22 protein-coding genes are annotated in these 25,186 nt (G+C 70.0%); 14 read left to right on the top strand and 8 right to left on the bottom strand.

All coding sequences use genetic code 11. From position 1 onward, the window contains the following. Window positions 1–93: 93 nt before the first annotated feature. From AB4Y75_RS09135 to AB4Y75_RS09125, 3 genes are read right to left on the bottom strand one after another with little or no spacing between them, the layout of a single operon-like run. Window positions 94–2,469, bottom strand: a complete 2,376-nt coding sequence (locus AB4Y75_RS09135) for a transglutaminase TgpA family protein (protein ID WP_441435551.1) — start codon at window positions 2,467–2,469, stop codon at window positions 94–96. Then, window positions 2,466–3,935, bottom strand: coding sequence for a DUF58 domain-containing protein (locus tag AB4Y75_RS09130; protein ID WP_441435550.1), 1,470 nt, complete (start codon window positions 3,933–3,935; stop codon window positions 2,466–2,468). The genes AB4Y75_RS09135 and AB4Y75_RS09130 overlap by 4 nt, the downstream gene beginning before the upstream one ends. Then, complete coding sequence (locus AB4Y75_RS09125) at window positions 3,932–5,065, bottom strand: AAA family ATPase (protein ID WP_441435549.1); 1,134 nt, start codon at window positions 5,063–5,065, stop codon at window positions 3,932–3,934. Before AB4Y75_RS09125 ends, AB4Y75_RS09130 begins: the two co-directional genes overlap by 4 nt. 321 nt (window positions 5,066–5,386) lie before the next feature. Here AB4Y75_RS09125 and AB4Y75_RS09120 point away from each other — a divergent pair, with 321 nt between their 5' ends. The 6 genes from AB4Y75_RS09120 (at window position 5,387) to AB4Y75_RS09095 (ending at window position 12,629) form a co-directional block, all read left to right on the top strand. Further along, window positions 5,387–6,337, top strand: a complete 951-nt coding sequence (locus AB4Y75_RS09120) for a TatD family hydrolase (protein WP_441435548.1) — start codon at window positions 5,387–5,389, stop codon at window positions 6,335–6,337. Between the two features lie 308 nt (window positions 6,338–6,645). After that, window positions 6,646–7,812 carry a transglycosylase family protein gene (locus AB4Y75_RS09115; RefSeq protein ID WP_441435547.1) on the top strand — a complete coding sequence of 389 codons (1,167 nt, stop codon included), beginning with the start codon at window positions 6,646–6,648 and terminating at the stop codon, window positions 7,810–7,812. 220 nt (window positions 7,813–8,032) lie between these two features. After that, window positions 8,033–8,926: a 16S rRNA (adenine(1518)-N(6)/adenine(1519)-N(6))-dimethyltransferase RsmA gene (rsmA, locus tag AB4Y75_RS09110; protein WP_441435546.1), complete on the top strand. Its 894-nt coding sequence runs from the start codon at window positions 8,033–8,035 to the stop codon at window positions 8,924–8,926. A 2-nt stretch (window positions 8,927–8,928) separates the two neighbouring features. Then, on the top strand, window positions 8,929–9,861 hold the full coding sequence (locus tag AB4Y75_RS09105) for a 4-(cytidine 5'-diphospho)-2-C-methyl-D-erythritol kinase (protein WP_441435545.1): 933 nt from the start codon (window positions 8,929–8,931) through the stop codon (window positions 9,859–9,861). A gap of 147 nt (window positions 9,862–10,008) precedes the next feature. After that, window positions 10,009–11,868: an ABC-F family ATP-binding cassette domain-containing protein gene (locus AB4Y75_RS09100; protein ID WP_441435544.1), complete on the top strand. Its 1,860-nt coding sequence runs from the start codon at window positions 10,009–10,011 to the stop codon at window positions 11,866–11,868. Between the two features lie 245 nt (window positions 11,869–12,113). After that, complete coding sequence (locus AB4Y75_RS09095; RefSeq protein ID WP_441435543.1) at window positions 12,114–12,629, top strand: hypothetical protein; 516 nt, start codon at window positions 12,114–12,116, stop codon at window positions 12,627–12,629. Window positions 12,630–12,645: 16 nt separating this feature from the next. Here the strand turns inward: AB4Y75_RS09095 and AB4Y75_RS09090 are convergent, their stop codons facing one another. Continuing rightward, window positions 12,646–13,548 (bottom strand): EamA family transporter, encoded by a 903-nt coding sequence (locus tag AB4Y75_RS09090; protein ID WP_441435542.1) that lies wholly within the window; start codon window positions 13,546–13,548, stop codon window positions 12,646–12,648. A gap of 98 nt (window positions 13,549–13,646) precedes the next feature. Next, entirely contained in the window at window positions 13,647–14,252 is a 606-nt protein-coding gene (locus AB4Y75_RS09085) for a helix-turn-helix domain-containing protein (RefSeq protein ID WP_441435541.1), read from the bottom strand. A 122-nt stretch (window positions 14,253–14,374) separates the two neighbouring features. Between AB4Y75_RS09085 and AB4Y75_RS09080 the strand changes: the two genes are divergently transcribed. The 4 genes from AB4Y75_RS09080 to AB4Y75_RS09065 all read left to right on the top strand — a co-directional run bounded on the left by AB4Y75_RS09080 (window position 14,375) and on the right by AB4Y75_RS09065 (window position 19,092). Then, on the top strand, window positions 14,375–16,597 hold the full coding sequence (locus tag AB4Y75_RS09080) for a heavy metal translocating P-type ATPase (protein WP_441435540.1): 2,223 nt from the start codon (window positions 14,375–14,377) through the stop codon (window positions 16,595–16,597). Between the two features lie 173 nt (window positions 16,598–16,770). Next, window positions 16,771–18,078 (top strand): phenylacetate--CoA ligase PaaK, encoded by a 1,308-nt coding sequence (gene paaK, locus AB4Y75_RS09075; RefSeq protein WP_441435539.1) that lies wholly within the window; start codon window positions 16,771–16,773, stop codon window positions 18,076–18,078. 25 nt (window positions 18,079–18,103) lie between these two features. Further along, window positions 18,104–18,505 carry a hypothetical protein gene (locus tag AB4Y75_RS09070; protein ID WP_441435538.1) on the top strand — a complete coding sequence of 134 codons (402 nt, stop codon included), beginning with the start codon at window positions 18,104–18,106 and terminating at the stop codon, window positions 18,503–18,505. After that, on the top strand, window positions 18,460–19,092 hold the full coding sequence (locus tag AB4Y75_RS09065; protein WP_441435537.1) for a hypothetical protein: 633 nt from the start codon (window positions 18,460–18,462) through the stop codon (window positions 19,090–19,092). The genes AB4Y75_RS09070 and AB4Y75_RS09065 overlap by 46 nt, the downstream gene beginning before the upstream one ends. Before the next feature lie 77 nt (window positions 19,093–19,169). Here the strand turns inward: AB4Y75_RS09065 and AB4Y75_RS09060 are convergent, their stop codons facing one another. The 3 genes from AB4Y75_RS09060 to paaZ form a co-directional block, all read right to left on the bottom strand. Further along, window positions 19,170–19,352: a hypothetical protein gene (locus AB4Y75_RS09060; protein ID WP_441435536.1), complete on the bottom strand. Its 183-nt coding sequence runs from the start codon at window positions 19,350–19,352 to the stop codon at window positions 19,170–19,172. A gap of 177 nt (window positions 19,353–19,529) precedes the next feature. Next, the gene (locus AB4Y75_RS09055) at window positions 19,530–20,243 is read right to left on the bottom strand and encodes a TetR/AcrR family transcriptional regulator (protein WP_441435535.1); all 714 of its coding nucleotides are present in this window, start codon (window positions 20,241–20,243) and stop codon (window positions 19,530–19,532) included. A gap of 25 nt (window positions 20,244–20,268) precedes the next feature. Then, window positions 20,269–22,314, bottom strand: coding sequence for a phenylacetic acid degradation bifunctional protein PaaZ (gene paaZ, locus AB4Y75_RS09050; protein WP_441435534.1), 2,046 nt, complete (start codon window positions 22,312–22,314; stop codon window positions 20,269–20,271). Window positions 22,315–22,456: 142 nt separating this feature from the next. On the opposite strand from paaZ, the gene paaA reads away from it, so the two are divergent. Genes paaA through paaD form a run of 4 tightly spaced genes read left to right on the top strand, consistent with a single transcriptional unit; the run spans window position 22,457 to window position 25,186 of the window. Beyond that, window positions 22,457–23,434 (top strand): 1,2-phenylacetyl-CoA epoxidase subunit PaaA, encoded by a 978-nt coding sequence (gene paaA / locus AB4Y75_RS09045; RefSeq protein WP_441435533.1) that lies wholly within the window; start codon window positions 22,457–22,459, stop codon window positions 23,432–23,434. Then, complete coding sequence (gene paaB, locus AB4Y75_RS09040; RefSeq protein WP_441435532.1) at window positions 23,431–23,727, top strand: 1,2-phenylacetyl-CoA epoxidase subunit PaaB; 297 nt, start codon at window positions 23,431–23,433, stop codon at window positions 23,725–23,727. The genes paaA and paaB overlap by 4 nt, the downstream gene beginning before the upstream one ends. 17 nt (window positions 23,728–23,744) lie before the next feature. After that, window positions 23,745–24,680 carry a 1,2-phenylacetyl-CoA epoxidase subunit PaaC gene (gene paaC / locus AB4Y75_RS09035; RefSeq protein ID WP_441435531.1) on the top strand — a complete coding sequence of 312 codons (936 nt, stop codon included), beginning with the start codon at window positions 23,745–23,747 and terminating at the stop codon, window positions 24,678–24,680. 5 nt (window positions 24,681–24,685) lie between these two features. Further along, the gene (gene paaD, locus AB4Y75_RS09030) at window positions 24,686–25,186 is read left to right on the top strand and encodes a 1,2-phenylacetyl-CoA epoxidase subunit PaaD (protein ID WP_441435530.1); all 501 of its coding nucleotides are present in this window, start codon (window positions 24,686–24,688) and stop codon (window positions 25,184–25,186) included.

Genomic DNA, 25,186 nt, shown 5'->3' with positions numbered 1-25,186 from the left:
CCCCAGGTCCCACCGGGACCGCCACGGCGCCCTCCGCCGCCCTCCGGGGCAGCGGACGGGCGCCGTCGCGTTCACGGGCATGAGCGGCGGTGCTCAGTGCCGCCGTCCGCCGCGCCACAACGACGGCGGCGCCCAGCGGGCGCGCCACCTCGCGAGGCGTCCCTCGCGGTCGCCCAGGGACCGTTCGAAGGCGGTGACCCGCTCCCGGGCGGCCTTCGCCGAGGCGTCCGCCTCGCCGTCGTCGTCCGGGTGGTCGCCGTACCGGGCGGATTCGTAGTCCCGCACCAGCTCCCGGACGGCCACGCGGCCCGGTTCCGGGAGGCCGTCCTCCAGCCGGGCGGCGAAGGCCCGGGGTGTCTCGGAATCCCGGGCCGGCACCCCGTGGTCCTGGGCCGTGGCCAGCAGCTCCTCCATGGCCCCGATCCTCACCCCGGTGCCGCTCTGCGCGGGTGAGAGCCGCCGTCTCCTCTGCAGGCCGCGCAGCGCCTGGGGGAGGACCGACGCCACACCCAGGACCACGACGGCGGACGCCGCCCAGAGCAGATGGCCCCAGTCGAGGGATTCCCACCAGGAGGCCGTGGCCCGGGGCGCCGCCTGAGGAGCCGGGGCGCTGGAGGCCGAAGCGGTGGGCAGTGGCGTGGACGCCGCGGTGTTCGTGGCCCGGGGCCGGAGCGCTTCGGGGTCGGACTCGGGGACGTTGATGGCCGACGGGTCGAAGGCGTAGCCCGGCACGATGCCGCGGGACGGCGTCGGCTCGAACGGGATCCAGCCCGAGCCGTCCAGGTAGATCTCGGGCCAGGCGTGCGCGTCCTGCGCCGCCACCGAGTACTCGGTCCGCGCGGGTCCGCCCTGCTCACCGGCCTGAGTGACTCCCGTGGCCCGGCCGGGCGCGAAGCCCACCGCCACTCGGCTCGGCAGGCCGATCGCACGGGCCATGACCGCCATGGCCGTCGAATAGTGGATGCAGTACCCGCTCTTCGCCTCCAGGAATTTGGCCAGGACCTCCATGCCGGTCCCGTCGTAGCCGTGTTCCGCTGGGGCCGTGACCGAGTAGGTGAAGGAGGGTCCGCGCAGGAATCGCTGCAGGGCCACGGCCTTGTCGAACGGCGTGGTGGCGTCACGGGTGATCTGCCGGGCGGTGTCCTGGATGACGCGGGGCATGGACGCGGGCAGTTCCCGGAACTTCTCCATGACCTGTGGGGCGGAGTAGACCGGCTGACGGAGTTCCTCGGCCGTCCAGTCCTGGTTGAAGGAACGCACCGTGTAGACCTCGCCGGCGCTCGTGGAATTCCCGCTCCGGCTCCGGACCGTGAGGTTGTTGGGATCGTAACCCCAGTCGCCGTTGGTCCCCAGGACGCTCGCCGCGGGCATGACCATCGGAAGGTAGGGGCCCGTGAAGTCGTGGGTGCTGATGACCGTGGTGAAGAAGAGGGGCCCGGTGGAACCGGACGGGGTCCTGGGCTCCTGGCCGAGGTCGATCTGCTGCACCGCACCGAGGTAGCCGCCGTTGTACTTCTCCGGCTCCCAGCGGTCCCCGGAGAACGAGTCGATGGTGGTCAGCCGCAGATAAGGCGGGGTGGATGCATCGGTGAAGTAGCTGATGACGGTGCCCGTGCCCTGCTGCCGGAGGTTGCTGCTGAGGGAGAGCACCGGGTTCAGACCGTTGCTCTTGCCCAGTGAACCGAGCCGCGATCCTTGCGGGAAGAGTCCCTCGGTGAAGCCCGGCAGCAGCGCAGGGACGAAGAGCGCCAGCGCGACGGCGGCGGAACCGAGCACCGTGGCACGCCCCAGACCGCGGGAGGCGTTGTTCTGGGCGGCGCCGCGTGCTTTCACCGCAGGATTCTCCGCCTCTTCGGCCGCACGCAGCGTCCGGCGGGAGACGGCGAGCAGAAGGGCGAAGAAGAAAGCCGTCAGGGCGAAGCACCAGGCTCCCACGCTGGTGTAGTTCAGCAGCGCGGGGACCAGCAGCACGGCCAGTGCCGGCCCGGCGGCGGCGATCGGATTCCTGGCGCGTACCACGATCCAGTCGGTGAGGACCAGCAGGAGGCCGAGACATGCGGACACCAGATAGGTGATCCCGGGGCCCGGATTCACCGGAGCGAACTCGTGCTGCACCGTGTTCTGAGCCTCGGCCATGAGGTTCCAGAATCCTCCCCAGGCCGCGGCGCTCGGCAGGACGCCGAGGATCGCCGCGTCACCCAGGAACTGCGCATTGAGCACGAGGCCGAGCGCCACCACGCCGGTCGCATAGGGGAGCCAGGTGCTGCGGGTGAAGAATCGCGGGACGGACAGCCCGACCCCGGTCACCAGCAGGGTGACCAGCACGGGAAGGAACCAGGACCACCCGTAGATGACCCCGGACAACCCGGAGCCGGCTGCGGCCAGCAGGGCGAAAACGCAGGCCGTGACCGGCAGGAGGATTCCGCCGAGGCGGCCGGCGGCCGGGGCGCGTTCCGTCGTCGTGGTCATGACTTGTCGCCGCCTGACGCCCGGCTCAGCGCGGCATCCGGTGGCGCCTGGCTGCCGCCGCCCGGGGGACCGGCCCAGCGCTCCAGCAGGCGGGCGGCGGAGTCGCCGGGCGACGCCCACAGCACCCGCCAGCCTGCGGTCTCCAGGAGGTCCCGGACATCGCCGCCCGGACTCACGGGCCAGCAGCTGATCACGGTCGCCTGCGGCGTTCCCCGGGAACCGGCCCAGGAGGCGGCGGTCCCGGCGCCGTTCAGCATGCCACTGACCAGGTTCCCGGCGTCCTCGAGCCCGAGCCGCCCCGTGAACGCCACCAACAGGCCTCCGGTTCCGCTGAGCGCCAGAGGAGCGGACGGCTCGGTCAGTTCCAGGGCGGCCAGGCATTCCGGCAGCAGTTCGGGCGCTTCCGCGGCGCCCATCACCTCCAGCTCCGGGTGCGGGGCGCTGCGGGAGCGCTGGAAGGCGGGTTCTCCGGCATGGTCCTGGAGCCGCAGTTCGTGACCCAGACCCGCCAGTCCCAGTGCCACCGAGAGGAACGTGCGCAGCTGCCATTCGAAGGACGCGGTGGTGCGCAGCGAGGCGGCCGCCCCCGGGACGGGGAACGGCGCCAGATCGCCGCCCGTGTGGACAGCGGCGCGCTGGTCCAGCATCAGGGTGATGCGGGGGAGCGCCCCGCCTTCCTCGTGCCGGACCATGAGTTCCCCGCGCCGCGCCGTCGAGGGCCAATGGACGCGTCGCAGCGCGTCGCCGTGCCGGTACTCCCGGACCATCACGTCGTTCTCACTGGCGCTCGCCACCCAGCTGGTCGTCTGACTCCCACCGACTCCGATCCCGGCGTGGCCCCGCAGCAGGTCCAGAAGGCCGGGGGAGAGCTCGCCGGGCCTGGGTGTCACCAGAAGCTCCGTGCCCGGGTCCACGGTGTGCCGCTGCCAGGCGAGGTCGAAAGGATCGCGGAACTCCGCCGTCACTCCGCCCACGGGGAACACGCCGCGGTGCGGAGGCGCGAGCCGGTACTCGTAGGCGGACACGGACCCTCCCCGGGCGGACCGGGACGGATAGCGGAACCGGGGCGATCCGCCCAGTCGTTCGGGCAGTTGCTCCACCATGGTCGACTCGACCATCGCACCCGTGCCCGGCAGTCGGCTCCAGCGGTCCCGCCAGCCCTGGCGGACCGGCCCGGACGACGGCCCGGCGGAGGGACTGATGAATAGGTGCACGGTCGTCGTCGTGCCCTCCTGGACGGGGGCGGGGTGGAATTCGCGCCGCACCCGGAAGCGCTCGTGGCGGGTGCGCACCCCGAGCACGGCCAGGACCGGGAGGGCGAGCAGGAACACCGCGAGGGTGAGGAGATCGCGGCGTCCCAGGATCCACGCTCCCACCAGGCAGAGCAGCGCCACCAGCACGAAGCCCAGCCCCCGGCGGGTCAGGAACCTCGTGGGGGACAGCCTGCTCAGCGGCCGGACGGTCATGGCACCCGGGCCTGGTCCCCCGGAGGCGGGAAGCCCGCGGAACTCAGGGGTGTCCCGCCGGAACCGGCCGAGGCGGCGCGTCGGGCGGCCGCACGGGAGCCGGCCGTGTCCACGGGGAGACGCTCCATGATCCCGGACAGGATGCTCGCGGCGTCCTTGCCGTTCAGCACGGCGCGGCGGTCCACCAGCAGGCGATGGGCCAGGATGTCCTGCGCGACGACGGCGACATCGTCCGGGAGCACGAAGTCCTGTCCGGAGAGGGCCGCGTGAGCCTTGGCCGCGCGGAGCACGTGCAGCAGGGCGCGGGGGCTGGCTCCGAGAACGATGTCCGGGTGGCTGCGCGTGGCCTGGCCCAGATCCACCACGTACTCCTTGACCGGACCGGAGACGTGCACGGCCTGGACGGTGGCGATCATGCGGCGCAGCAGCGCGGTGTCGACCACGGGCCGCAGATCGTTCAGCGGCGAACGGCCCTGATGGGCCTCCAGCATGTCGAGCTCGGCGGCTCGGTCCGGATAACCCATGGAGATGCGGGCCATGAAGCGGTCCCGCTGGGCCTCCGGAAGGGGGAAGGTGCCCTCCATCTCCACAGGGTTCTGGGTGGCGAGCACCATGAACGGCGAACCCAGCGGGTACACCTGGCCGTCCACGCTCACCTGGCTCTCCTCCATGCATTCGAGCAGCGCCGACTGGGTCTTGGCGGAGGCGCGGTTGATCTCGTCACCGATCACCAGATTGGCGAACACCGGGCCCGGCCGGAACTCGAACTCCCCGCTGGCCTGGTTATACATGGACACACCGGTCACGTCGGACGGCAGCAGATCCGGGGTGAACTGGATGCGGGAGACGCTGCCGTGGATGGCCCGCGCCAGGGTCTTGGCCAGCATGGTCTTGCCGACGCCGGGGACGTCCTCCAGGAGCAGGTGTCCCTGGGCGAGGAGCACCATGAGGGCGGTCCGGGCCGTCTCCTGCTTGCCGTCGATCACCCCGTTGACCGCATCCAGGATGGCCCGTGCCGCCGAGGAGAAGACGTCGGCCGGCAGGGGCTGCGGGGCAGGCGCGGCGGAGCCGGGCACGGCGGACGTGCCCCCTCCCGGGCCTTCGCCCTCGATGAAACCCGGATCTGACACGATCGACCTCCCATTCGCCCGGCGCGAGCCCCCAAAGCCGAGTCTGACGTGGTGTAACGTGGCTCACTTTTCACCCAGCCTACTCATCGGCGCCGCTCCGTCATAGGGTGTCGGGCGATGGCCGCCGTGGGTCCTCTGATCGATTGCTCCATGGAATGCCGCTTTCCGCAGTTTCCGGCCCGGAACGGCATCCTGTGGAGGGCCCACGGCGGCGAGGGGCCCCGGCCGAGGCACGAGGCTGGGGAGCCGCTGGGGACGGTCGATGAGTGGTGGGCGCGGGTCCGTCGAGTCCTGGGTGCGGGTGCGTACTACGCTGGAAACATGTGTGCTCCCGAGACCCCGTTCGCCTACCGCCGGCCCGAGGAGGCCCCGGAGCAGGGGCAGGAGGGCTCTGTGGATTCGGTCCGTTCCGCCAAGGATGAGGCGGGCCGGAAGCGGAAGCTGGAGTACCCGCCGGCCCCTGAGCCGCTCCGGGTTCCCGTCATGGACAACCACACCCACTTGAATTTCCGGGACGGCCTGGTGGAGGTCTCGGTCAAGGACGCCCTCGACGCGGCCGAAGCCGTGGGCGTCAAAGCCGCCGTGCAGGTGGCCTGCGATCTGGAATCGGCCCGCTTCACGGTCCGCGCCCTGGACGAGGACCGGCGTCTGCTGGGGGCGCTGGCGATCCATCCGAACGACGCGCCGCTCTACGCGGCCCGCGGGGAGCTGGAAGACGCCCTGCGGGAGATCGAGGACCTCGCGGCCCACCCCCGCGTGCGGGGCATCGGCGAGACGGGCCTGGATTACTTCCGCACCCAGGGCGAGGAGGAGCAGGCCATTCAGCACTACTCGTTCCGCCGCCACATCGACATCGCCCGCAGGCTCGGGCTCACCCTGCAGATCCACGACCGGGACGCCCATGACGACGTGGTCCGCATCCTGCTCGAGGAGGAGCAGCCGCCGCGGGTGGTCTTCCACTGCTTCTCCGGCGATGAGGCGCTCGCGGCCATCTGCAACGAGCACGGCTGGTACATGTCGTTCGCCGGGCCGGTGGGTTTCAAGGCGAACGAGCATCTGCGCGGGGCTCTGAGGACGGCCCGCCGGGACCTCATCATGGTGGAGACCGACTCGCCCTTCCTGACCCCTCACCCGTACCGCGGACGGCCCAACGCGAGTTACATGATCCCCTACACGATGCGGTCCATGGCCGAGACTTTGGACGCGGATCTCGAGGAATTGTGCGCCGACGTCGCGCGCAACACCGAGGCCGCGTACGGCAGCTGGGACTGAGCCGCTAACCGTCCGCTGAGCTGGGCGGATACGCCCGGCCCGGGCGCGAGGGCCGAGGACGCACCGTACCGGATCACCGGTTTCTGCGCGACTTCGCGTGTCGCGCACGGCATTCCGGGCTTGGCTGTTTTATAACGCTTCGGTTACAGTGGATGTCAGATAGCCGGGGTCGGGGAAGGCCTGCGGACGAAAACACTTCGTTGTGAACCATGGACACCCGTGTGCCGGAAGGCCCTGGGCGTCCATCAGGCCTTGCCTTGCGAGGCGCCCGTTCCCCGTGCCCGGACGCACCAGTAGTTTGGGTAGTAGTGAACAAAATCTTCGCAACCGACGGAAAGATCAGTCCCGTCAAGGTGGGCATTCAGCTCGCGGTGGTCCTGGCCCTCGTCGGCGGGCTCCTCGCCTTCGTGGTCAACAACAAAACCGTGAAAATCAACCTCGACGGCCGTGTCAGCTCCGTCCAGACCTTCGGCGGCAACGTCGAGCAGGTCGTGAAGAGCGCCAACATCGACATCGCCGACAAGGACAAGGTCAGCCCCGCGCTGAACAGCGGTGTGCAGGACGGCACCGAGGTCCGGATCAACCGCTCCAAGTCGGTGTCCGTGGTCCTGAACGGGGCCGCCCGTGAGATCGACACTCACGAGAGCACGGTCGCCGGCCTGGTGAAGGAACTCGGCGTGAAGGACACCTCCCGCGTGTCGCTCCCCGCGGATGCGACCCTGGAGGTCAAGGGCACCAGCCTCACCATCTCCACCCCCAAGAAGGTCAACCTGATCGTCCGCGGCAAGGGCAGCAAGCTGACCACCACCGCGGCCACGGTCGCCGACGTTCTCAAGGAAGCCAAGGTCGTCCTCGGCAAGAACGACGTCTCGGCCCTGCCGGCCACCACCCCGGTGACCGCGAACATGACCGTCAAGGTCAGCAACATCGACAAGAGCCGCACGGCCACGGTGAAGGAAGAGATCCCCTTCGACGTCGTGAAGACCGATTCCGCCCAGCTCGACAAGGGCGTGGAGAAGGTCACCACCGAAGGCGTCGCCGGTTCGGTCGAGAAGACCTTCCGCCTCGTGATCGTCGACGGCAAGGAAGCCACGCGCACCCTGGTCACCAGCAAGGTCGTGGCAGAGCCCGTGACCAAGCGGGTCCAGGTCGGCACCAAGGAAGCCCCCGCGGCTCCCGCCGCTCCCGCCGCCCCGGCCGGCGCCAACACCGGCGCGGCCGCCCCGGCTGCCGTGAACTCCGGCATGTGGGACCGCATCGCCCAGTGTGAATCGACCGGCAACTGGTCCATCAACACCGGCAACGGCTACTACGGCGGCCTGCAGTTCGACATCCAGACCTGGCTCGGAGCCGGTGGCGGCGCCTATGCCCCGAACGCCAGCCTGGCCACTCGTGAGCAGCAGATCGACATCGCCAACCGGGTCTACGCCGAGCGCGGGCTGTCCCCGTGGGGCTGCGGCTGGGCTGCCGGATAAGCGGCGCTCCTTTCACCAGCTGAACGACGGCGGCCGGTGACCTCCCTGCGGAGGTCGCCGGCCGCCGTCGTCGTGTCCGGTGTGAATCCGCTACATCTGATAGCGGATTCACACCGCCGATAGCGGACTCAGCTCGGTGGGACCCCGGTCCGTGGACCCGGCCGGTCCGCGACGGCCCGCCTGCGGTGGGCTGTGACCGCCGGGTCGGTAGGATTGTCGGGTGAGTGATGCACCCCAGAACCCCGACGCCGTGACGAACCCCACCCCGTTGCTGGGCGCCGCGGACATCCGCCGTCTGGCCGAGGAGCTCGGCGTCCGGCCCACCAAGACCCTGGGGCAGAACTTCGTGATCGACGGCAACACCATCCGCCGGATCGTGGCCGCCGCCGAACTCGATCCCTCCGAGACCGTCCTGGAGGTCGGCCCGGGACTCGGCAGCCTCACCCTGGGCCTCCTGGACGCCGCCGAGCGCGTCGTGGCCGTGGAGATCGACCCGGTTCTGGCAAGCCGCCTGCCCACCACCGTGGAGGAGTTCCGCCCGGGTTCAGGGGAGCGGTTCACCCTGATCAACCAGGACGCCCTCAAGGTCACCGAGCTGCCGCATCAGCCCACCGCGGTGGTCGCCAATCTGCCCTACAACGTGGCGGTGCCGGTGGTCCTGCATCTTCTGGAGCACTTCCCGACGCTCCGGCACGGCCTGGTCATGGTCCAGGACGAGGTGGCGGACCGTCTGGCCGCCGGACCCGGCTCCAAGATCTACGGCGTGCCGTCGGTGAAGGGCGCCTGGTACGGCACCATGCGCAAGGCCGGGGTGATCGGCATGAACGTCTTCTGGCCCGCGCCCAAAATCCATTCGGGGCTGGTCGCCTTCGAACGCCACGAGCAGGCGCTTGCCTCCCGCGCCAGCCGCGAAGAGGTGTTCGCCGTGATCGACGCGGCGTTCGCCCAGCGCCGGAAGACCCTCCGTGCGGCCCTGTCCGGCTGGGCCGGGAGTGGCGCCGAGGCCGAGCGCTATCTCCGCCTGGCCGGGGTGGATCCGAGCGCACGCGGCGAGGTCCTGGACATCGGCGCGTTCACGCGCATCGCCGAGGCCCGGATCCCTCTGGAGGCCTGAGGATGGTCCGCGGCAGCTCCGTGACGGCGTCCGCGCCGGGGAAGATCAACGTCTCGCTCCACGTCGGCCCGCTCCGGGAGGACGGCTACCATTCGCTGGCGAGCGTCTTCCTCGCGGTGTCCCTGCGGGAGGAGGTCCGCGCCTCGCTTCTGGACGAGCCCGGCATTCAGGTGGTCCTCTCGCCGGAGAGCACCCTGGACGTGGACCCGGAGACCATCCCCCTGGACGGCCGGAACCTGGTCCACCGTGCGGCCGCGCTCCTGGCGTCCCATTGCGGGCTGGAACCTGCGGTCCGGCTGGAGATCGTGAAGCGTGTGCCCGTGGCCGGTGGCATGGCCGGCGGTTCCGCCGACGCGGCAGCCGCTCTCGTGGCCTGCAACGCCCTGTGGGAGTGCGGCCTGAGCCGGGAGGAGCTGGCCGCGCTGGGCAGCCGGCTCGGGGCGGATGTGCCGTTCTGCCTGCTCGGCGGGGCCGCCGTCGGGCTCGGCATCGGGGACGAACTCACCACGGCACTGGTCCATGGCGAACTCCACTGGGTGGTGGTTCCGGCTTCCTTCGGCCTCTCCACCCCCGAAGTGTTCCGCCGCCTGGACGCTCTCCGCGAAGCCGAGGGCTTCGCCGCGCCGGAGCCGGATTCCGTGGATGCCGCCATCCTGGCCGCGCTGCGCGTCCCGGACAGCCACACGCTCTCCACGCTCATGGTCAACGACCTCCAGCGGGCCGCCCTGGACCTGGCGCCGGAGCTGCGGGACGTCCTCGGCATGGGGGAGTCCCTGGGGGCCCTGGCGGGGATCGTGTCCGGCTCCGGCCCCACGGTCGCGTTCCTCTGCGAGGACACGACGGCGGCACGGGCACTGGCGGTCGGCTTCGGTCATCGGGGCCTGGACTCGTTCGTGCTCACCGCGCCGTCGCCGGGCGCTTACGTGCACCATTGACCACCCATGGCCACCCGAGCGTGGCCCGATGAACCCGGCAGGCCGCCGCTCTGCCTACGATAGTAAGGTTCAGCGCGCCGTGACGGCGGGTCCTGCGGATCCCCACGGCACGACCTCCTGAACCCGGCAAACCGACGAAAGCAGCACATGGCACATCTTCTGGGCGGCGAGAACCTCGCCGTGTCCTTCGGCACCCGCACCGTTCTGGACGGCGTCACGGTGGGACTCGAGGACGGCGACCGGATCGGGATCGTGGGCCGCAACGGCGACGGCAAGTCCACGCTCATGCGGTTCCTGGCGCAGCGTGCCCAGCCCGACGACGGCCGCGTCACCCAGCGCCGCGATCTCACGGTCGGCTACCTGGACCAGCAGGACGTCCTGGACGGGGACCACACCGTGGGCCAGGCGATCGTGGGCGACATGGCGGACCACGAGTGGGCCGCCGATCCGAAGATCCGCGAGATCATGGGCGGCCTGGTGGGGGACGTGGACTGGGATTCGAACGTCCACAGCCTGTCGGGCGGCCAGAAGCGCCGCGTGGCGCTGGCGAAGCTCCTGATCGGCGACCACGACGTCATCATGCTGGACGAGCCCACCAACCACCTCGACGTCGAGGGCGTGGCCTGGCTGGCCCGTCACCTCAAGAACCGCTGGCGCGCCAACGAGGGCGCGTTCCTGGTGGTCACCCACGACCGCTGGTTCCTGGACGAGATCTGCACCAAGACCTGGGAGGTCCACGACGGGGTGGTGGATCCGTTCGAGGGCGGCTACGCGGCCTACGTCCTGGCGCGCGCCGAGCGCGACCGGATGGCGTCCGTCGTGGAGGCCAAGCGCCAGCAGCTCGTGAAGAAGGAACTCGCGTGGCTGCGCCGCGGCGCACCGGCGCGCACGTCCAAGCCGAAGTTCCGGATCGAGGCGGCGAACGCGCTGATCGAGGACGTTCCCGCGCCGCGCGACACCCTGGCCCTGAACAAGATGGCCACGGCCCGCCTGGGCAAGGACGTCATCGACCTGGAGAACGTCACCCTGGACCGCCGTCCGGCCCCGGGCGAGGCCGCGGACCCGAACGGCGCCCCGCTGTTCGACAACATCACCCTGCGCCTGGCCCCCGGGGAGCGCGTGGGCCTGGTCGGCGTGAACGGCGCCGGGAAGTCCACGCTCCTGCGGCTGCTCTCCGGAGAGATCGCACCCACCAGCGGCAAGGTCAAGCGCGGCAAGACCGTGGTCCCGGCCGTGCTCAGCCAGGAGGTCCACGAACTGCGCGAGGTGGACGACCTGCGCGTGGTCGAGCTGATCGAACGCGAGAAGCGATCCTTCAGCGTCGGCGGCAAGGACCTGACCGCCGGGCAACTGGTCGAGCAGCTCGGCTTCACCAACGCCCGGCAATGGACTCCCATCCGCGACCTCTCCGGCGGCGAGCGGCGCCGGCTCCAGCTCCTGCGCCTCCTGGTGGGGGAGCCCAATGTGCTCATGCTCGATGAGCCCACCAACGACCTGGACACGGACACCCTCGCCGCGGTGGAGGACGTCCTGGACGGCTGGCCCGGGACGCTCGTGGTCGTGAGCCACGACCGGTATCTGCTCGAGCGCGTGACCGATCACCAGATCGCTCTGCTGGGCGACGGCAAGGTCCGCGGACTCCCGCGCGGCGTGGATCAGTATCTGGAGCTGCGCGAGGCGGCACTGGCCGGTTCGTCCTCCAAGGGGAGCGGCCCGACGGCGGCCGGCGGCTCCGGCGCGGGTGGCGCCCAGGGCGGCGGCGCGCCGTCGTCGGGAGCCAGCGAGGCGGAGAAGCGCGAGGCCCGCAAGAACATCAACCGGATCGAGCGTCAGCTCGGCAAGCTGGCGCAGCAGGAGGAGAAGCTGCACGCCCAGATGGCCACGGCTTCCGAGAAGGGCGACTTCGACGCCCTCGGCGGGTTGAACTCTCAGCTCAACGAGGTGCTGGAGGAGAAGGAGACCCTGGAGATGGAGTGGCTCGAAGCCGCCGAGGTGCTGGGGGAGTAACGCTCTTTCATCCCATCCACGATCGATTGCTCCGTAGGTGTCGTTTTGGAGCTCCAAAACGACACCTACGGAGCAATCGATGGTCAAGGGGTGGGCCGGGGTTGGACCTGAGGGAACGGATCGGGGCCGGGGTTGACCGGGCGCGAGAGAGGTCCCGGGGAGCGGCGGTGAAGACCCGGGACGCTGCCTAGGCTGAGGGACACGTCCGGCCGGAAGCGGGCCGGATCCGAGTTCCGGGGAGGGCCGTGCCGTTCCATGATCTGCTGCACATGGCCGCGGTGGTGCTCACCGCCGTCGCGGTCGGGGTGCATTCGGGCTGGCGTGACCGGCCGCGGCTTCCCCGACTGACCGGCTGTGTCCTCATGCTCGTCGCAATGGTGGACGTGGCCTATCTGGGGCTGTTGAGCGTCGTGGTCTGGGTGCCGGTGCTCGTGCTGTCGGCCATCGCGCTGTCGGCGCAGAGCCGGCGGGAGCCGTCAAGCTGCGTCGCACGCCTGCACGACAGCCTCGGGCTCATCGTCATGGCCGTGCTGCTTCCTTTCATGCATCCGGCGACGGGGCACGGCATTCCCGCCACGACGGCGCACACGGGCCACGCGTCCTCGGGAGGGCTGCTGGGCGTCCTGACCGGAGTGCTGGTGCTGTGCCATGTCGCGGGTTCCGTGTGGGGTGTCGCGCGGAACGCCGAGCCCGCGGTGCGCGGTCAGTATTTCCTCATGGGCGGCGCCACGGCCCTCATGTCCGCCGCGGTCCTCGGCTGAGCCGGGCGGCTCAGCCTCAGCGTTCCTGCTCCGCCAGATCGGGCGTCCCGGACACCGGGTCCTCCAGCGTCCGACCGCCACCGCGCTGAGCCGCCGCACCGGCGAACACCACGAGTGCGATCCCGAGCATCTGCATCACCGTGGGCATCTGGCTGAGGATGAGCAGACCGATCAGGATGCCGAACGCCGGCTCGATCGCGAGGAGCGTGCCGAACGCCGTGTGGTTCATGCGGCGCAGGGCGAGCATCTCCAGGCCGAACGAGATGACCGGCGTGATGAGCGCGATCCCCGCGATGACCAGGAGCAGCACCCAGTCGATGTCGCCGGAGAGCACCTGCGGCAGCCCGACGGCGGTGGTCGCGACGGCGGCGACCGGGATGGTGAGCGCCAGGCCGCTGATGCCGGAGAACCGGTCGCCGACCAGCTGAGTGAGCACGTTGTACAGTCCCCAGCAGGCCCCCGCCAGCAGGGCGAACCCGACGCCCAGCAGGTCCACGCCCCCGTGCCAGGGCTCGGTGAGCAGGACGACGCCGAGCAGCGCGATCACGGGCCAGATGAGCGCCTTGCGCTGTTTGCCGGCCAGCCCGGCAACCGTGAGCGGGCCGAGGAACTCGATCGCCACCGCGGTTCCCAGGGGGATCCGTTCCACGGCCGCGAGGAAGAACGTCGTCATGAAGCCGGTGACGACGCCCAGTGCCACGAGTTTCGGGACATCCTGCCGGGTGATCGAGCGGAAGGAGGGGCGCGCGATGAGCAGCAGGAAGACGGCCCCGAAACACATGCGCAGCCAGGCGGTGCCGCCCGGTCCGATGTGCTCGATGACCCCGACCGACAGCGCGTTCGAGACCTGGATCATGAGCATGGCGGCGATCGCCATGGACCAGGCGGGGATCCGCACGGTGCCGTTCCGGGTGGTCATGATGCTCCGTTCGTGGGGGTGGTGTTCGCAGGGGAGATGTTCGTGGTGGTGCCGGGGGAATGGTGGAGTGCGGTCGACAGGGAAGGGCGGGCGGTCATTCAGCCCTCCTCCGCTTCCCTGATCCGGGCGGTGCCGACTCCGGGTTCGTGGACCGTGAGGAGGAACCGGGCCGGGACCGGGTGGGAGTTCCGGTAGGAGTGGTCCGAATCCCCGAAGAAGGTCAGGGCGTCACCCGGGCCGAGGTCGTAAGTCTGTCCGTCCACGGCCACGGTGATCCCGCCTTCCTGCACCTGCAGGAGCTCACGGGTGCCTTCCGTATGGGCTTCGCTCACGTGATGCTCGCCCGGCGCGAGGGTCCAGTCCCAGAGCTCCACCACGTCAGGAGGCTGCGTCCCGGCGACCAGGACACCCCGGCCTCCGGCCTCACCGGTCCAGAGCACCGCGCCGTCGCCGTGCCGGGTCACCTTCGCCGCGCGGGTCGCGGGTGGTTCCACGAGTGCGGGGAGCCCGACGCCGAGCGCGTCACTGAGCCGCAGCAGGGTGCCGACGCTGGGGTTCACGGAGCCGTGCTCGACGTTGACCACCATCCGCCGGCTCACCCCCGCGGCGTCGGCGAGCTGGTCGAGCGTCCAGGAGAGTGCTTTGCGTTCCTGTCGCACCCGGGCGCCGATCGCCTGGGCCAGTGATTCCGCCGCTTCATCCATGAGTGCAGCATAGTGCACCAAACGTGCACTATGGAAGACGCCCTTGTTTTCGCATACCCCCTAGGGGTATGTTGAACAGGAGATACCCCCAGGGGGTATGATCACTGTGAAAGGGGAACCACATGAGCAGCACCGCCACCGAGGTCGAACTCGACATCACCGGCATGACCTGCGCCTCCTGCGCCAACCGGATCGAGCGCAAGCTCAACAAGGTGGACGGCGTCCAGGCCACGGTCAACTACGCCACGGAGAAGGCGCGCGTCACCGCGCCCGGGGGCTTCGACGTCGCGCTGCTCATCGGCACCGTGGAACAAGCCGGTTACGGCGCCACCGTCCACGAGGAGGAAGCGCCCCGGGACGACGCCGAGCTGAACTCCCTGCGCCGCCGCCTGTGGGTGTCCATGGCCCTCGCCGTTCCGGTGATCGTGCTCTCCATGGTCCCGGCGTTCCAGTTCACCGGCTGGCAGTGGGTCTCGCTGGTGCTGGCCACCCCGGTGATCCTCTGGGGCGCCTGGTCGTTCCACCGGGCTGCCTGGACCAATCTCCGGCACGGCGCCGCCACCATGGACACCCTGGTTTCAGTCGGCACGCTGGCGGCCTACCTCTGGTCCCTCTACGCCCTCTTCTTCGGCCACGCCGGCATGCTCGGCATGCGGCACGAGTTCTCGTTCGCCATCCAGCGCAGCGACGGGGCCGGCAACATCTACCTCGAAGTCGCCGCAGGGGTCACCCTGTTCATCCTGGCCGGGCGCTACTTCGAGAAGCGCTCCAAGCGCCAGGCCGGCGCCGCTCTGCGGGCCCTGCTGGAGCTCGGGGCCAAGGAGGTGACCGTCCTGCGCGACGGCGGCGAGCACCGCATCCCCGTGGCGGACCTCCGGGTGGGGGATGAGTTCGTCGTGCGGCCGGGCGAGAAGATCGCCACGGACGGCGCCGTGGTGGACGGGCTCTCCGCCGTGGACGCCTCGATGATCACCGGTGAATCCGTCCCGGTGGACGTCGGGCCGGGCGACGCCGTCGTGGGTGCTACCGTGAACACCTCCGGACGTCTGGTGGTCCGTGCCTCCCGGGTCGGCGGCGACACCCAGCTCGCGCAGATGGCCCGGCTCGTGGAGGACGCCCAGTCGGGGAAGGCCGAGGTCCAGCGCCTGGCGGACCGGATCTCCGGCGTCTTCGTCCCGATCGTCATCGGCATCGCCCTGCTCACCCTGGCCGCCTGGCTCCTGCTGGGACAGCCCGCCGCCGCAGCATTCACCGCCACCGTGGCCGTGCTCATCATCGCCTGCCCCTGTGCCCTCGGTCTGGCGACCCCGACGGCACTCCTGGTCGGCACCGGGCGCGGCGCGCAGCTCGGCATCCTCATCAAGGGCCCGGAGGTCCTCGAGAGCACGCGCCGCGTCGACACCGTGGTGCTGGACAAGACCGGCACCGTCACGAGCGGGAAGATGGAGCTGGACCAGGTGCTGACCGCCGGGGGCGGCTCGGCCGGGCCCGCGGAGGCGCTGCGTCTGGCCGGAGCTCTGGAGCACGCGAGCGAACACCCCATCGCCCGGGCGATCGCCCGCGGAGCCGAGGCCGAGGGTGCGCTGCCCCCCGTGACGGGATTCCGCAATGAGCAAGGACTCGGCGTCCGCGGGACGGTCGAGGGCGTGGACGTCCTGGTGGGCCGCGAAGCGTTCCTGACCGCCGAGGGCCTGACTCTGCCGGAGGACCTCCGCCGCGCCAAGGCCGAGGCGGAGGCGCAGGGGCGGACCGCCGTCGTCGTCGGCTGGGACGGCGCGGTGCGTGCGGTCCTGACCGTCGCCGACCGGCTCAAGCCGAGCAGCGCCGAGGCCATCCATCGACTCAAGGAGCTGGGTCTGGAACCCGTCCTGCTGACCGGTGACAACGATGCGGTGGCGCGCCGGATCGCCGCCGAGGTGAGGATCGAGCGCGTGGTCGCCGAGGTGCTCCCGCAGGACAAGGTGGATGTGGTCCGCGGATTGCAGGCCGAAGGGCGCGTGGTCGCGATGGTCGGCGACGGGGTGAACGACGCCGCGGCGCTCGCGGCCGCCGATCTGGGCCTGGCCATGGGCACGGGGGCGGATGCGGCCATCGAGGCGTCCGACCTCACCCTGGTGCGCGGCGACCTGCTCGGAGCGGTCGACGCGATCCGGCTCTCCCGGGCGACCCTGCGGACCATCAAGGCCAATCTGTTCTGGGCCTTCGCCTACAACGTGGCGGCGATCCCGCTGGCGGCGCTCGGCCTGTTGAATCCGATGATCGCGGGGGCGGCCATGGCCTTCTCCAGTGTCTTCGTGGTGGGGAACAGCCTGCGCCTGCGGCGGTTCCGGGGCTCCGTGGCCTGAGCCTGAGCGCTGTGGCACGAACGACCTGTGCCGTGGAAGACCCGTCCGGTGTCCGGGCGGGTCTTCCGTCGTTCCGGGGGAACGGCCGGCCCTATCGGTGTGACATGGAACACGCTATAGTACCGAATGTTCGGTAAGTAATACTGCGCGCCCCTGAGCTGAAGGAGTGAAGCATGCAGGACCTGACTCCGCGTCCCGAGGAACTGGACCCCATCGAGACCGCCTCCGTCGACGAGCTGCGGGTGCTGCAGCTGGACCGTCTGAAATGGACACTCCGGCACGCCTACGAGAACGTGCCGCACTACCGGAAGGCGTTCGACGAAGCCGGGGTCCACCCGGAGGACCTGACTTCCCTGGAAGACCTGTCCCGCTTCCCGTTCACCGCCAAAGCCGATCTCCGGGAGAACTACCCGTTCGGGATGCTGGCCGTGCCCCGCGAGCAGGTGGCCCGTGTGCACGCCTCTTCGGGGACCACCGGACGTCCCACCGTGGTGGGCTACACGAAGGACGATCTGGCCATGTGGGCCACCGTCATGGCGCGCAGCATCCGGGCGGCGGGCGGCCGCCCCGGGGACATGCTGCACAACGCCTACGGCTACGGCCTGTTCACCGGCGGATTGGGCGCACACGCGGGCGCCGAGCACCTGGGCTGCACCGTCGTGCCCGTCTCGGGCGGGATGACCGAGCGCCAGGTGCAGCTCATCCAGGATTTCCAGCCGGACATCATCATGGTCACACCGTCCTACATGCTCGCGATCATCGAGGAGATGGAGCGTCAGGGCATCGACCCACGCTCCACGTCCCTCAAGGTGGGCATCTTCGGGGCGGAGCCGTGGACCAATGACATGCGCCACGAGATGGAGCAACGCCTGGACATGCACGCCGTGGACATCTACGGCCTGTCCGAGGTGATCGGTCCGGGCGTGGCGAGTGAGTGCGTCGAGACCAAGGACGGGCTGACCGTCTGGGAGGACCACTTCTATCCCGAGATCGTGGACCCGATCACCCTGGAGCCGGTGCCGGAAGGCCAGGAGGGCGAGCTCGTGTTCACGTCCCTGACCAAGCAGGCCATGCCGATCATCAGGTACCGCACCCGCGACCTGACCCGTCTCCTGCCGGGGACCGCGCGGACCATGCGCCGCATCGAGAAGATCACCGGCCGCACGGACGACATGATCATCCTGCGCGGCGTGAACCTCTTCCCCACGCAGATCGAGGAGCTGATCCTCCATACTCCGGAGCTCTCGCCGCACTTCCAGTGCCACCTCTCGCGGCAGGGCATGCTGGACGAGCTGACGGTCCGGGTCGAACAGCGCGACGGCGTCACCCCCGCGGCCGCGCACGCTGCGGCGATGACATTGAAGCGGCTGGTCAAGAGCAAGATCGGCGTCACGGTGGCCGTGGATGTCGTGATTCCGGGGAGCATGGAGCGTTCCAACGGCAAGATGCGCCGGATCGTGGACAGCCGCCCGAAGAGGTAGCGTGCGCGGCTGGTAGTTTCAGGGCATGGAGATCATCACTCGTGTCGGCCTGGGGGACGGGTCGCTTGCTTTTCCTCATCCGCCGACGGTCTGCCTTCGCGCGGACGGGTCCGCGCTGGGGATCGTCACCATGCAGAACGATGGTGTCTTCGGGATGGCGCTCGTCCAGGTGACGACGGCCGGTGAGGTGACAAGCATTCCGTTTCCGGAGGGCGCTTTCGGCGCCCAGCCGGTGATCGTCGACCGCGGTGCGGACGGCGTCGTCGTGCTCGTGGATGACGTGACGGCGGTGCTGACCGGCGGCGGTCTCAATTCGGCTGAGACGGTGGGGATCGCGGGCCGGGAGGACACGCTGAGGCCGAGCATGGCCGTCAGTTCACTGTGGGAGGCATTGCGCGCCCGGCGGCGGACGGCTCCTGGAACGTGATCCTGGCCGATCCTGTGGCGTTCCAGAATGCCCGGACCATCGCCACGCTCCGCATCGTGGACGGCGTTCCGGCGTGGGATGAGGCGGTGATGCTGCACGGCAAGGAGTTCCCGATGGCGGGCGGACGGACTTCGACCGCGCTGGGAGGGGCGAAGGCGCCGATCGTCGGTGACGTGATCGAGGTCGCCGGAACCCGCTACGCCGCGGCCCAGGGGAGCGACACCATGAGCCTGCTCAAGTACGGCTCCGACTTCTTCACGCTGGCCGAGCTCGACGGTGATGGCCACGTCGTGCGGCGGCTGTACGAGGAGAGCGGGTGGAAGAAGATGCCGGGCAAACACGGCATCCGCGCCCGCTTCACTTCGGACGGCACGGCCGCCATCCTCACGCCCGTCTTCCGCACCGGCGACTGGAAAGGGCGGCAGCGGCTCGTGGACCTCCGCGACGGATCATCGGCAGTGGTTCCTGCGGTCCGCGGTGCGGCGGGGTTCGCGTTGGTGGACCTGCGGGGTGCCGTCGCCCTGCTGGCCTCGGGGAGCGAAGTGCTCCTGGTCCGGGGGCTCGTGGAGCCGGCACACCGCGGTTGAGATCGCAGTTTCTCGGGCCTGGAAGCCGGGAAGGCCGAGAAAGTGCAAGGTCAACGCCAGCCGGCGTCCCGGGAGCGCTAGGGGGTGTGATGTCCGGCCGCGCTCCGGCGGCGGGAGGTCCTCCTCCACAGCACGACGACGGCGAATCCCACGCAGGCGAGCAGGAAGCCGCTGACGAAACCGAGTGGCCCCCAGGACACGGCGAACAGCCCCATGCTCACGACGTAGGCGAGCCAATTGAACTTCCGCGATGCGGTCATACTCGTCATGCTACGACCGAGTCGCTGATCGCGGCACCCCTTGCGGAACAGGAATCCCGGGTTGAGATGGCACTTTCTCGGGGTTGAACGCCCGGAAACCCGAGAAAGTGCAAGGTCGACGGCGACGCGTAGCCAGAGCCACCGCCGCCGGCCGCCATCCGGCCGGTCGGCAGGTGCCTACCGCGCCCGGATCCCGTCCAGGAGCAGCGACAGCACCTGGTCCGCCAGCCGGCCTGCGCCGTCGCTCAGGGCGGCGCCGTCGTTCTGCCCCGCGCCGTCGCTCAGTGCTGCGTCGTCGTTCTGCCCCGCGCCGTCGTCCACTGCTCCACTGCCGTCGCGCTCGGGGCGGTACCACTCGCGCACCGAGTTGATCATGCCGAACACCAGGCGGGCTGTGGTCTTCGCGTCCACATCGGCCCGCAGGCTGCCCTCGTCCACGGCTTCCTGGACCACCTCGGCCACGGCCCGGTTGTAAGCCCGTCGCTGCTCCAGGGCCCAGCGTTCCGTGGCGGTGTTGCCGTGCACGTTCAGCAGCAGGGTCACATAGGGGAGCCGGTCCGTCAGGATCTCGATGTTGCGCTGGATCAGGAAACGCAGGCGGTCGATCGCCGGACCACCGCGGGCTTCCGCCTCGCCGATCGTGGCCATGAGCGGTTCGAGCGCCCTTTCCAAGCCGAGCCGGAGGAGCTGTTCCTTGCTCTCGATGTGATGGTAGATCGAGGATTTGGAGAGCCCGGACGCCTGGGAGAGGTGCTGGAAGCTGGTGCCGTCGTAGCCGCGCTCGGTGAAGACCTGCACCGCCACGTCGAGCAGCCGGTCCAGGGTGTAGGGCTCGCGAGCGGTCGGTTTCCGGTCTGGTTTCCGGACCTCCAGTGTCTCCTGAGCGTGCATCGGATCATCTTCCCACGGCCCCGCCTCAGCGTCCGGCGGGGGTGAGTTCCTTCGCCACGAGGGTCAGGACGTCGTATGTCGCCACGACCTCGCCGTCCTGATTCCGCACCACGGCATCCCAGCGGACCTCCCCGTAGTCGGCGGAGTTCCGTGGCGTGATCTGCTTGACCGTGAGGTCCACAGCGATCGAGTCCCCGGCCTTCACCGGGGTCAGGAACCGCAGGTGGTCCACGCCGAAGTTGGCCAGCACCGGCCCCGGGTTCGGCTCCACGAACAGGCCGGCCGCCAGCGAAACCACCAGATAGCCATGCGCCACGATCCCGCCGAACAGCGGGTTGGCCGCCGCGGCGTCCGGATCCGTGTGGGCGTAGAACCTGTCGCCCGTGAACTCCGCGAAGTGGTCGATGTCCTCCAGCGTCACCGTGCGGGAGGCGGAGCTGATGCCGTCCCCGATCTTCAGTTCCGCCAGGCTCTTCCGGAACGGGTGCACCTCGCCCACCTCACGCCGGGAACCGGTGGTCCATCGTCCGGTGATGGCCGTGATCATGTCCGGTGAACCCTGGATGGCGGTGCGCTGCATGTGGTGCAGGACGCCGCGGATGCCGCCGAGCTCCTCGCCGCCGCCCGCGCGCCCCGGACCGCCGTGGACCAGCACCGGCAGGGGGCTGCCGTGCCCGGTGGACTCGCCGGCGTCGTCGCGGTCGAGCACCAGCACGCGGCCGTGCCAGGGCGCGAGGCCCAGCGTGACCTCGCGGGCGATCGCCGGGTCGTGCGTCACGAGCGACGCCGCCAGGCTGCCCTTGCCGCGCGCCGCCAGGGCGATCGCCTCCTCCGTGGTCCGGTACGTGAGCACCGTGCTCACGGGACCGAAGGGCTCGACCTCGTGGGGTTCGCTCGCGCCGTCGTGCGCCTTCAGGAGCACGGGGGAGAGGAACGCGCCGGCTTCGGCGTCGGCGCCGACGGTCTCCACCCGGTCCGGATCGCCGAAGACGACGTCGGCCCCGCGGCGCAGCTCGTTGATCGCCTTCCGGACCTCGTCGCGCTGCTCCAGGCTGGCCAGGGCGCCCATGCGCACCGACTCGTCAGCCGGATCGCCGACCACGGTCTTCGCCAGCCGGTCACTGATCGCCCGGATCACCGCGTCCGCCTGGGATTCGGGCACGATCGCCCGGCGGATCGCCGTGCACTTCTGGCCTGCCTTGACGGTCATCTCGGCCACGACGCCCTTGACGAAGAGGTCGAACTCCGGGTCCTCGGGTGTGACGTCCAGGCCCAGGATGGAGCAGTTCAGCGAGTCGGCCTCCACGCCGAGCCGCACGCCGCGTTCCAGCACGGCGGGGTGGCGGCGCAGGAGGTCGGCGGTGGACGCGGAGCCCGTGAAATCAATCGAGTCCTGTTCGCCGAGCTGATCCAGCAGATCACCCGCGGAGCCGCTGACCAATTGCAGCGACCCTTCCGGCAGGATGCCGGACTCGATGATGCGGCGGACCACGGCCTCGGTGAGGTAGGCGGTCTGGCTGGCGGGCTTCACGATGCTCGGCAGGCCGGCCAGGAACGCCGGGGCGAGCTTTTCGAGCATGCCCCAGACGGGGAAGTTGAAGGCGTTGATCTGCACGGCGACGCCGGTGCGGGAGGTGTAGAGGTGCTGGCCCACGAAGGTGCCGTTGCGGCTGAGCGGTTCCAGGCCGCCGTCGAGCATCACGGTGTCATTGGGCAGTTCGCGGCGGCCCTTGCTCGCGTAGGAGAAGAGGGTGCCGATCCCGCCGTCGATGTCCACGTAGGAGTCGCGCTTGGTGGCGCCGGTGCGGAAGGAAAGGGCGTAGAACTCGTCCTTGAGCCCGCCGAGGTGCAGAGCCAGTTCCTTGAGCAGCAGAGCCCGTTCGTGGAAGGTGAGCCTCCGCACGGCCGGTCCTCCGACGTCGCGGGCGTGGCGCACCATGGCGGCGTAGTCGAGTCCCGTGGTGGACACCCGGGCCACTTCCTGGCCGGTGACCGCGTCCAGCAGGGGTTTCCCGGCGTCTTCGGCCCGGAACCAGTGTCCGGCGGCGTAGCTCTCCAGCAATGGGCTCATGGGAGGTCCTCTCGTGATCCGGCGATGCTTTCGACGTGCCCTGTTGCGGCCCTTCCGGGACCATTGCGCAGGCGGTGTGTCGTGTGCCACAGTAGTACAGAATGTTCGGTCAGTAAATAGAGCGAACCCTCCAGGAGGTGCCATGTCATCCGCAGTCGCCGAGCCGCAGCTTGAGGCGGAATTCGAAGCCATCGTGGGCCACAAGGACCGGATCGAACCCCGGGACTGGATGCCCGAGGCCTACCGGAAGACCCTGATCCGTCAGGTCGCCCAGCATGCCCATTCGGAGATCATCGGCATGCAGCCGGAGGGGAACTGGATCGGCCGGGCGCCGTCCCTGCGCCGCAAGGCGATCCTGCTGGCCAAGGTCCAGGACGAGGCCGGGCACGGACTCTACCTCTACTCCGCGGCCGAGACCCTCGGCATCTCCCGGAACGAGCTGACCGAGCTCCTGATCTCCGGGAAGCAGAAGTACTCGTCCATCTTCAACTACCCGACCCTCTCCTACACCGATGTGGGGACGATCGGCTGGCTCGTGGACGGGGCGGCGATCTGCAATCAGGTGCCGCTCTGCCGGACCTCGTTCGGTCCGTACGGCCGCGCGATGATCCGCATCTGCAAGGAGGAGTCGTTCCACCAGCGCCAGGGCTTCGAACTCCTCATGACCATGATGCGCGGCACCGAGGAACAGCGGGCCATGGTGCAGGAATCCGTGAACCGCTTCTGGTGGCCGGCGCTGATGATGTTCGGTCCGCCGGACGACTCTTCGCCCAACACGGCGCAGTCCATGGCCTGGGGCATCAAGACCCACACCAATGACGAGCTCCGCCAGAAGTTCGTTGACATGTCCGTCCCGCAGGCCGAAGCCCTGGGTGTGACGTTCCCGGACCCGGAGCTGCGCTGGAACGAGGAGCGGGGGCACTACGACTTCGGCCAGCCCGACTGGGACGAGTTCTGGTCCGTGGTCAAGGGCGACGGCCCCTGCAACGCTCAGCGGCTGGCGCACCGCAAGCGGGCCTGGGACGACGGCGCGTGGGTGCGCGAGGCCGCCCTGGCCTTCGCGGAGAAGGAGACCCAGGCAGGCAAGGAAGCCCAGGCAGCCGAGGAGGCTCAGCGATGAACGAGGAGATCCGCGCCGAATGGCCGCTGTACGAGGTGTTCATCCGCGGCAAGCGCGGCCTGAACCACGTTCACGTCGGCTCCGTGCACGCCCCGGACGGCCGGATGGCCCTGCGCCATGCGCGGGACGTCTACACCCGGCGTAATGAAGGGGTGAGCATCTGGGTGGTCCCGTCCGCGGACATCATCGCCTCCAGCCCGGAGGAGAAGGACCCGCTCTTCGCCCCCAGCGGCGACAAGGCCTACCGCCACCCGACCTTTTACGAGATCCCGGACAACGTCCCTCACATGTGAGGGGAGGAGGACAGCTCATGAGCGAAGTGCACATCCAGCCCGAAGGCGAGCATGACAACGCCTACGCCGGACTCCTGGTCAACGATGCCCACTGGGCTTTCGGGACCGACTTCGAGGACCCCCTCGCCGGCGTCGACACCACCGTTCCGGACGGCGTGGACCCCGCGGAGCTCGCGGCGTACTGCCTGATGCTCGGCGACGACGCCCTCGTCTTCTCCCAGCGTCTCTCCGAGTGGTGCAGCAACGCCCCGGACCTGGAGGAGGACATCGCGCTGGCGAACATCGCCCTGGACCTCCTCGGCCAGGCCCGCCTGCTGCTGGCACGCGCCGCCGCCGCGGACCCGTCGATCGTGCCGGTGCTGCCGGAAGGCTCCCCGGTGCCCGACGAGGACCGGCTCGCCTACTTCCGGGACGATCAGCACTTCCGCAACGTCCGGCTCGCCGAGGTCCCCACCGGGGACTTCGCCGAGATCATCGCCCGGGTGCTGCTCTTCGCCACCTGGCGCCTGGCCCTCTTCGAGCGTCTGAGCCGCAGCCGGGACGCCGTGCTCGCCGCCGTGGCCGCCAAGGGCGTCAAGGAACTCAGCTACCACCGGGACTACGTGGGCCGTTGGTTCCTGGTCCTGGCGCAGGGGACGGACGAATCCCGGAGCCGCCTGCTCGCGGCGCTGAACGGTCTCTGGCCCTTCACGGGCGAACTGTTCACCGCGCACGCCGCGGAGCGGTCCCTCGCGGAGGCCGGCGCCGGCGTCGATCCCGCCGAGGTGCGGGACGAGGTGCTGAACGTCCTGGAGCGGGTGTTCGAGGCGAGCGAGGTCTCCCCGCCGCCGAGTGGATCCCTGGCCGGGGTCCAGGGCCGCCTGGGCCGGGACGGCGTGCACACCGAGGCGCTGAGCAGGATGCTCGCCGAGATGCAGGTGGTGGCCCGCGCCCACCCGGAGGGACGCTGGTGACCGGCATGGACACGCTCGACCGGGCCTGGGCCGCGGCCGCCCGCGTGGTGGACCCCGAACTGCCCATGCTCACGCTGATCGACCTGGGTGTCCTGCGGGACATCGCGGTGGACGACGACGGCGCCGTGGTCGCCGCGATCACCCCCACCTACTCGGGGTGCCCGGCCATGGCCGCGATGCGTGACGATCTGCTGCGCGAGTTCCAGGACGCCGGCTTGCAGGAGGCCCGGGTGCGGGTGGCCCTGGAACCGGCATGGACCACGGACTGGATCACGCCCGAAGGCCGCGCCGCCCTCGCCACCGCCGGGATCTCACCCCCGGGGGCCGCGCCCCGCCGCAGTGGCCCCGTGGCCATCAGCCTCCTGCCGACCCGGCGCGCGGTCCACTGCCCGCAGTGCGGGAGCGCCGACGTCGAACTCAGCTCCGAGTTCGGCTCCACGGCCTGCAAAGCCATGTACCGCTGCCGGACCTGCCTGGAGCCCTTCGACCACGTGAAGGAGATCTGA

Source organism: Arthrobacter sp. RAF14 (assembly GCF_052114185.1).
In the GTDB taxonomy this organism is placed as follows: Bacteria; Actinomycetota; Actinomycetes; order Actinomycetales; family Micrococcaceae; genus Arthrobacter_E.
The sequence above is the reverse complement of the archived record's forward strand: the minus strand, read 5'-3'. Positions and strand labels throughout refer to the sequence as shown.